This window comes from Paraburkholderia sp., assembly GCF_034668105.1.
GTDB lineage: Bacteria > Pseudomonadota > Gammaproteobacteria > Burkholderiales > Burkholderiaceae > Paraburkholderia.
In genome coordinates this window covers 1-5,182 of sequence record NZ_JAXDPY010000468.1, presented here as the reverse complement: position 1 = coordinate 5,182, position 5,182 = coordinate 1, and the positions used below count along the sequence as shown (strand labels likewise).

At 57.8% G+C, this 5,182-nt stretch carries 7 protein-coding genes and 1 pseudogene; 1 reads left to right on the top strand and 7 read right to left on the bottom strand.

Annotated elements, in window-relative coordinates; translation table 11 throughout:
* The 7 genes and pseudogenes from QOC89_RS21130 to QOC89_RS21100 form a co-directional block, all read right to left on the bottom strand.
* On the bottom strand, positions 1-329 hold a 329-nt coding region (locus tag QOC89_RS21130; RefSeq protein WP_323046796.1), incomplete at its 3' end, for a hypothetical protein.
* A 13-nt stretch (positions 330-342) separates the two neighbouring features.
* Complete coding sequence (locus QOC89_RS21125) at positions 343-720, bottom strand: hypothetical protein (protein ID WP_323046795.1); 378 nt, start codon at positions 718-720, stop codon at positions 343-345.
* Positions 721-1,032: 312 nt separating this feature from the next.
* Positions 1,033-1,305: a helix-turn-helix transcriptional regulator gene (locus QOC89_RS21120; RefSeq protein WP_323046794.1), complete on the bottom strand. Its 273-nt coding sequence runs from the start codon at positions 1,303-1,305 to the stop codon at positions 1,033-1,035.
* Positions 1,306-1,578: 273 nt separating this feature from the next.
* On the bottom strand, positions 1,579-1,782 hold the full coding sequence (locus tag QOC89_RS21115; RefSeq protein WP_323046793.1) for a cold-shock protein: 204 nt from the start codon (positions 1,780-1,782) through the stop codon (positions 1,579-1,581).
* A gap of 289 nt (positions 1,783-2,071) precedes the next feature.
* Positions 2,072-2,452, bottom strand: coding sequence for a response regulator (locus tag QOC89_RS21110; protein WP_323046792.1), 381 nt, complete (start codon positions 2,450-2,452; stop codon positions 2,072-2,074).
* 439 nt (positions 2,453-2,891) lie between these two features.
* Complete coding sequence (locus QOC89_RS21105; protein WP_323046797.1) at positions 2,892-3,464, bottom strand: substrate-binding domain-containing protein; 573 nt, start codon at positions 3,462-3,464, stop codon at positions 2,892-2,894.
* Between the two features lie 293 nt (positions 3,465-3,757).
* Positions 3,758-3,823, bottom strand: a pseudogene (locus tag QOC89_RS21100) (hypothetical protein); the annotation flags it as partial.
* Positions 3,824-3,940: 117 nt separating this feature from the next.
* Between QOC89_RS21100 and QOC89_RS21095 the strand changes: the two are divergent.
* Positions 3,941-5,134 (top strand): phytanoyl-CoA dioxygenase family protein, encoded by a 1,194-nt coding sequence (locus QOC89_RS21095; protein ID WP_323046791.1) that lies wholly within the window; start codon positions 3,941-3,943, stop codon positions 5,132-5,134.
* Positions 5,135-5,182 lie beyond the last annotated feature (48 nt).

The following is a 5,182-nucleotide window of genomic DNA, read 5'->3' as shown; positions in this document are numbered from 1 at the left end:
GTCGCCACCACCATACGACGTAATGAGCCCAAAACCCTTCGCATGGCTGCGGAGCGGCAAACTCTCACGGGTTGTTCGGGCGCGTTTTCAATCAGCCGTTGAGCGAAGCTAAACCCGGCCATCAGGGCCTCTGCTTCCGTGGCAAAAGGCCGCTCGCCTACGTTAAGCATGAGAGCCGGAGGCAGTTCCCGCCCAGACGGCGGATGGCGCACGCCAACCTTTACCAGGAAACCTCCCGACGCGACAACCGAGTCCGCGACGAGAACGGTCGGCAGCAGCTCGACTCCAACAGTCGCCACGAAGCCCCGATAGTGATACGTGCGTTGCATCACCTTCCTACTGTCAGGTTTTGGTCACGCAGGTGCGGCTCCCAGATGGTAGCTGGACAGACCGAATCCGAGTGAACGGCGGATTCGGCAATGTTGTGCCGTCAATGTGAGCTTTAGCATACGCAGCGGCATACTGCAGCGCGGCATTCTCCGAGACGAAATAGGCGAGGATTCCGAATGCGCTGCGTTTTCCGCTCGGGCGCGTGACAAATACGCTTGCGGCATACCCCAGCTTCGAGATTGATGCGAAAGGCACAATTACGTGCTGTTTATAACTGAATGGCTGAGAGTCCATATGGTGCAAAGCCTTCCGGTAGACGTTGTACTCCGTAACGTCGCGGCATTTCCATACGTTCGGCAACGCACGCCCGCGGACAATTCCCACGTCCATGGCCTGCCTCGAGCTGGAGAAGCGTTTCGCTGACCGCCGCGTGAATGCTTTGCTCGAACAGCATGCTCGCAATATGCGACGACCCTCGCGCCAGTTCCATCTCGCAACCGTCCAGGCGCTGGACGTCAACAGAAGACCGTTTAGGTTTAGCTGCCTTCACATCCGTACCCCGGTTTTGCGGCAACGCCTGTCGCGTCGACTTATCAACGCCGGCGAATGCGTCGTCGCGCGCCGGTCAGACCCTGGCATGCAGGAATGAAACGGGCGAACGGCACACCGACCCGATGCACCGCCATCGTCATGAGATGTGGACTAGGTGTCCCGGGTCCGCCCTGTGCAAAGCCAGTGAACGTCGAGGTTGAGCTCGGCGGCAAGACGCGTACAGGCGTTCAGCGGCGGCACGGTGATTCCATGTCGCCAGTAGTCCACGTGGTATTTGCTGACACCCAGCGCCGTCGCTGCGCGCGCCGAACTCAGGCCGGCCCGTTTGAATGCCCTGTCAAGGCGGGCCGCCAATGCGCGTCTGAGACGGTCGTTCTCCATGCTACGTTCGAGGTGACCGCTCGCGGTATCCTGGTTCATCATTTTTGATATCTCTCAGTATATTTTTTAATCGCCGCCCGACGATCGCAAGCCTGGAGTCAGGCTACTTTTGCTGATGACGGTCGTGCGACTTTGCATCGCGACAGCCCGCCAGGTTCGTGACCAAGGCGACGAGCCCTTGAGTGTTCCTGATGAAGGACACAAGGGACGGCTCATCGTTAATAGACCGGCTGGTCGCGGCCACGTCGAGCCTTCTTCCCCTTCAGAAACTAGACTACGCAATATCGAATCTCTATGGCCATCGTTCTGGATGGCTTATTGCGGCTGTATATTGGCCGCCTGCTTACCCTTCGGGCCTTCCTTCACGTCAAAGCTGACCTTCTGGGTTTCCTGCGGCCATTTGAACCCTTTTGCCTGAATCTCGGAGAACTGCGCAAACAGGTTCTCGCCACCGTCGTCCGGCGCAATAAATCCAAAGCCTTTCACATCGTTAAACCACTTCACGATACCGGTTGGCATGTGACTGCTCTCCTCTCAAACTGATTGCTCGCAAAACGCGACGATTGTCCGTTGCGAATTCAACGTTTATAACGGATGGTATCGCCGTGAGCCGTGCGGTTTTTCGGCGGTTCCCGCCGTACCCGGCCAGGCATGCACCGCGCATTATCCGGATAGTTCTACCTAAAAATAAAAAAAGATATCGTATGGATTCCTTTATATATCGACACCCCGAAAATTAGCTGGCTGGCTACCATGCGGCGGCGAGGAATTCGTCATCCGGTTTGTGGACTGCGGATATGACGGGAGGCTAGGCTGCCAGAAGACAGCTCGCATTACTGCTGCGTCGCGCATCTTCGAGAACCCGCATGAGCGTTTCCAGAGAGAACGGCTTCTGCAGGCACACATCGAAGAGCCGGGCAAACTCTTTGTTGCTATCGCTGTCGCCTGTCATAGAGGCAACAAAGGGCCGGGGGAAGACCGGCCTGTCCCGCAGGGACAGCGCGACGGCACTGCCGTTGATGCCGGGGAGGTTTTCGTCCAGGAAAACGAGGTCGAAAGCGCCGGCATGGAGCAGCTCCAGCGCAGTCTCCCCGTCGTGCGCCATAACGGCGCGGTGACCAATGCAGTCCAGCAGGAAAGCCAGACTGTCCGCGACGAACTCATTATCGTCGACGACGAGCACATTCATTCAATATCCTTATTACGGGAAGTTCGCGGCGCTGCCAAGAGTGCTTCTTATGTAATACGATATTATTAAATGGCGTTGCCTTGTACGTTAGTTTTACAGATTAATACCTAAGTATAACCACGAAAATGCACAGCAAGCATTTAAATACGCCTTTCCGACGTGGAGAACGAGGTCGACAATGCAACGGACGAATGGAAGTAGCGGAGCCCCGAGAGCCCCGGGGCCTTCGCTTCAATCGCGCTGGACGTGCTGTCGCCTGGCCAATTGCCGATTCGGCTCCCACTGCATTGCAAATCGCACCTGAGTCGAGCGAATCAGCGCCCGGACTGGCCGACAAAGTCGGTCATCATTCCAGCCCACGATGACATGAACGCAAGGTATATCGGACGTGCATTTTTCTGCCGCGCCTCCATCTGGAAATTGCTTGAATCGCAAGTCACTACCGCCGGCCGAATCGTTGCTCGACAGAGTGCGGAATGTGTGCCAGGGTGATTACGACGACCGACGAGGACGGTCGGATAGCCGACGCCGGCAGCAATGTATGAAAGTGCATGATGTAATGGCATGCGGTTTGCATGTCCTCTCGCAGGTCATGGTGCAACACAGCGCTCAGTTTTCCATCACGCAGCAGTTCAACATTGTCCCTGTCCAGGTCGTGCCCGATGAAACACTTCGGTGTCTGGCCCATAGATTTGAGCGCCCGAAGTATCGCAACATTTCCTCCGCCCATCAAATACACTGCCACGATTTTCCGGCCTGAACCAACAGCTCGCTTTACCCGCTGCTCCGTCTGGGCGTCAAGACCGTGACCGCCGCTGGCATCAACGAGATTTAGCTTCGGATATCGTCGCAGCAACTCAATGCGAAAGCTGATTTCGCGCTCTTCTTCGCCCCTGAAGTGCTCGTTACTGATCGTGATGAGCACGTCACCTTCCCGGCGAGCGAGCCATTGACCAATGAGATACGCGGCCGTCGCGCCTGCCATGCGATTGTCGAGACCCGCGTAGGCAATGCGCGGGGACTGTGGGATGTCCGTAAAGATGGTGATAACCGGGATTCCCCGTTACTGCAACTCCGCAATCGCGTCGGCAAACTCAGGGACATCCCGCGCCTTGAGCAATACACCGTGCTTCCTCGTCGGCCAATGGCTTTCAGCGCATCCACGACTTCCGCCGTCGTCATCGTTGCTTCGACGACAACGTCGACAACGAGCTTGCGCCCGCTAGTCGCCAACTGGAACTGCTGCTTCTCTAGTTCCTTTATAGCGTGCTGAACGCGCTGACGCGTGTGTTCACGGACATGCTCCCGCCCGTTCAGCACCCGGTCGACGGTAGCGAGACCAAGGCCCGCCTGAAGGGCGACTTCCTTCATGAGGAATCGATGAGTCACCGCGTGCAGGTCGCCAGATTGAGGTGTTTTTGAGGTGTTTATGGTAACGCAAGCTCCCGCTGGAGGACTATTGTTGTAGCAAGGACAGAAGGAGACACCATGAACGCTACTGAATCGCGTCGCGACGCCCGGGTACGCCATTGGTACCGGGAGCAGGAATGTTCCCTCCAGGACTTTGTCGCTGCACTTCAGCCCCGTCCAGATGGCGGCAGTCTGAGGTTCGCTACTGAAACAGTCGACCACGTTCCGGTGTACGACTGCCGTATGCTTGGTAGCGCGCTTGAAGATGCGTCGCGGCGCGCGGACCTGCACGCCGAATGGGCGAACGTGTTGAACGTGGGAGCGGGTGTGCTCGTGCTGAAGCAGGTTTACGCCGACACAGCTCCAGTTGATGAAGCGACGAAGGTCTTCGAGTCAGTCATGCGCGAGGAGCGGGAAGCGGGCGGCGCCGGGGCAGACCACTTCGCCAGGCCAGGTGCGAATGACCGGATTTGGAATGCGCAGGAAAAGCTTTGCCTGCGTGCTCCTTCAGTATTCGCCCGCTACTTCGCGAGCTCAGCACTTTGCGCGATAGCTGAGGCGTGGCTGGGGCCTCATTTTCAGGTGACGTCGCAGGTCAACGTCGTACGTCCCGGCGGACAGGCGCAACAGGCGCACCGGGACTACCACCTTGGTTTTCAAACCGTAGCTGAAGCCGAGCGTTATCCGGCACACGTTCATGCAATGTCCCCCTTTCTCACGCTGCAAGGGGCGATTGCTCACAGCGACATGCCCGTCGAAAGCGGACCAACCGAGCTGCTGCCTTTCTCGCAGCGCTATGCCGAGGGGTACCTCGCATGGCGTCGTCAGGAATTCCGCGACTATTTTGAAACTCACTACGTCCAGCTACCGCTCGAAAAGGGCGATGCGCTGTTCTTCAATCCCGCGCTCTTCCATGCGGCCGGTTCAAACCGCACGACCTCTGTTCACCGCATGGCTAACCTCCTGCAGATTTCCTCGACCTACGGTCGTTCGATGGAATCGCTGAATCGCGCAAAGATGTGCGAGGTGCTATATCCGGTCCTGCTGGACCGAATGCGGACGGCGAGTATCACGTGGGAAGAGGCCGACGCGGTGATTGCTTCGTGTGCCGAAGGCTATCCGTTTCCAACGAACCTGGACAGGGACCCGCCGCGGGGTGGCCTCGCACCCGAGAGTCAGCAGGGACTATTTGGCCGGGCGCTGACAGAGCTGTGGAGCGCAGACAGATTCATAGCCGCAATCCGTGAGCAGGCGAAACGGCGCGAGGCTTAGGCAGCTCACCGTCAATCAGCTGGCCACCTCATGCAGAGTCGTCCCAAC

What these genes read in the sequence shown, in the direction of transcription:
- QOC89_RS21125 (WP_323046795.1), bottom strand. Translation starts at nt 720, where the DNA reads ATGGACGTGGGAATTGTCCGCGGGCGTGCGTTGCCGAACGTATGGAAA.
- QOC89_RS21120 (WP_323046794.1), bottom strand. Translation starts at nt 1,305, where the DNA reads ATGATGAACCAGGATACCGCGAGCGGTCACCTCGAACGTAGCATGGAG.
- QOC89_RS21115 (WP_323046793.1), bottom strand. Translation starts at nt 1,782, where the DNA reads ATGCCAACCGGTATCGTGAAGTGGTTTAACGATGTGAAAGGCTTTGGA.
- QOC89_RS21110 (WP_323046792.1), bottom strand. Translation starts at nt 2,452, where the DNA reads ATGAATGTGCTCGTCGTCGACGATAATGAGTTCGTCGCGGACAGTCTG.
- QOC89_RS21095 (WP_323046791.1), top strand. Translation starts at nt 3,941, where the DNA reads ATGAACGCTACTGAATCGCGTCGCGACGCCCGGGTACGCCATTGGTAC.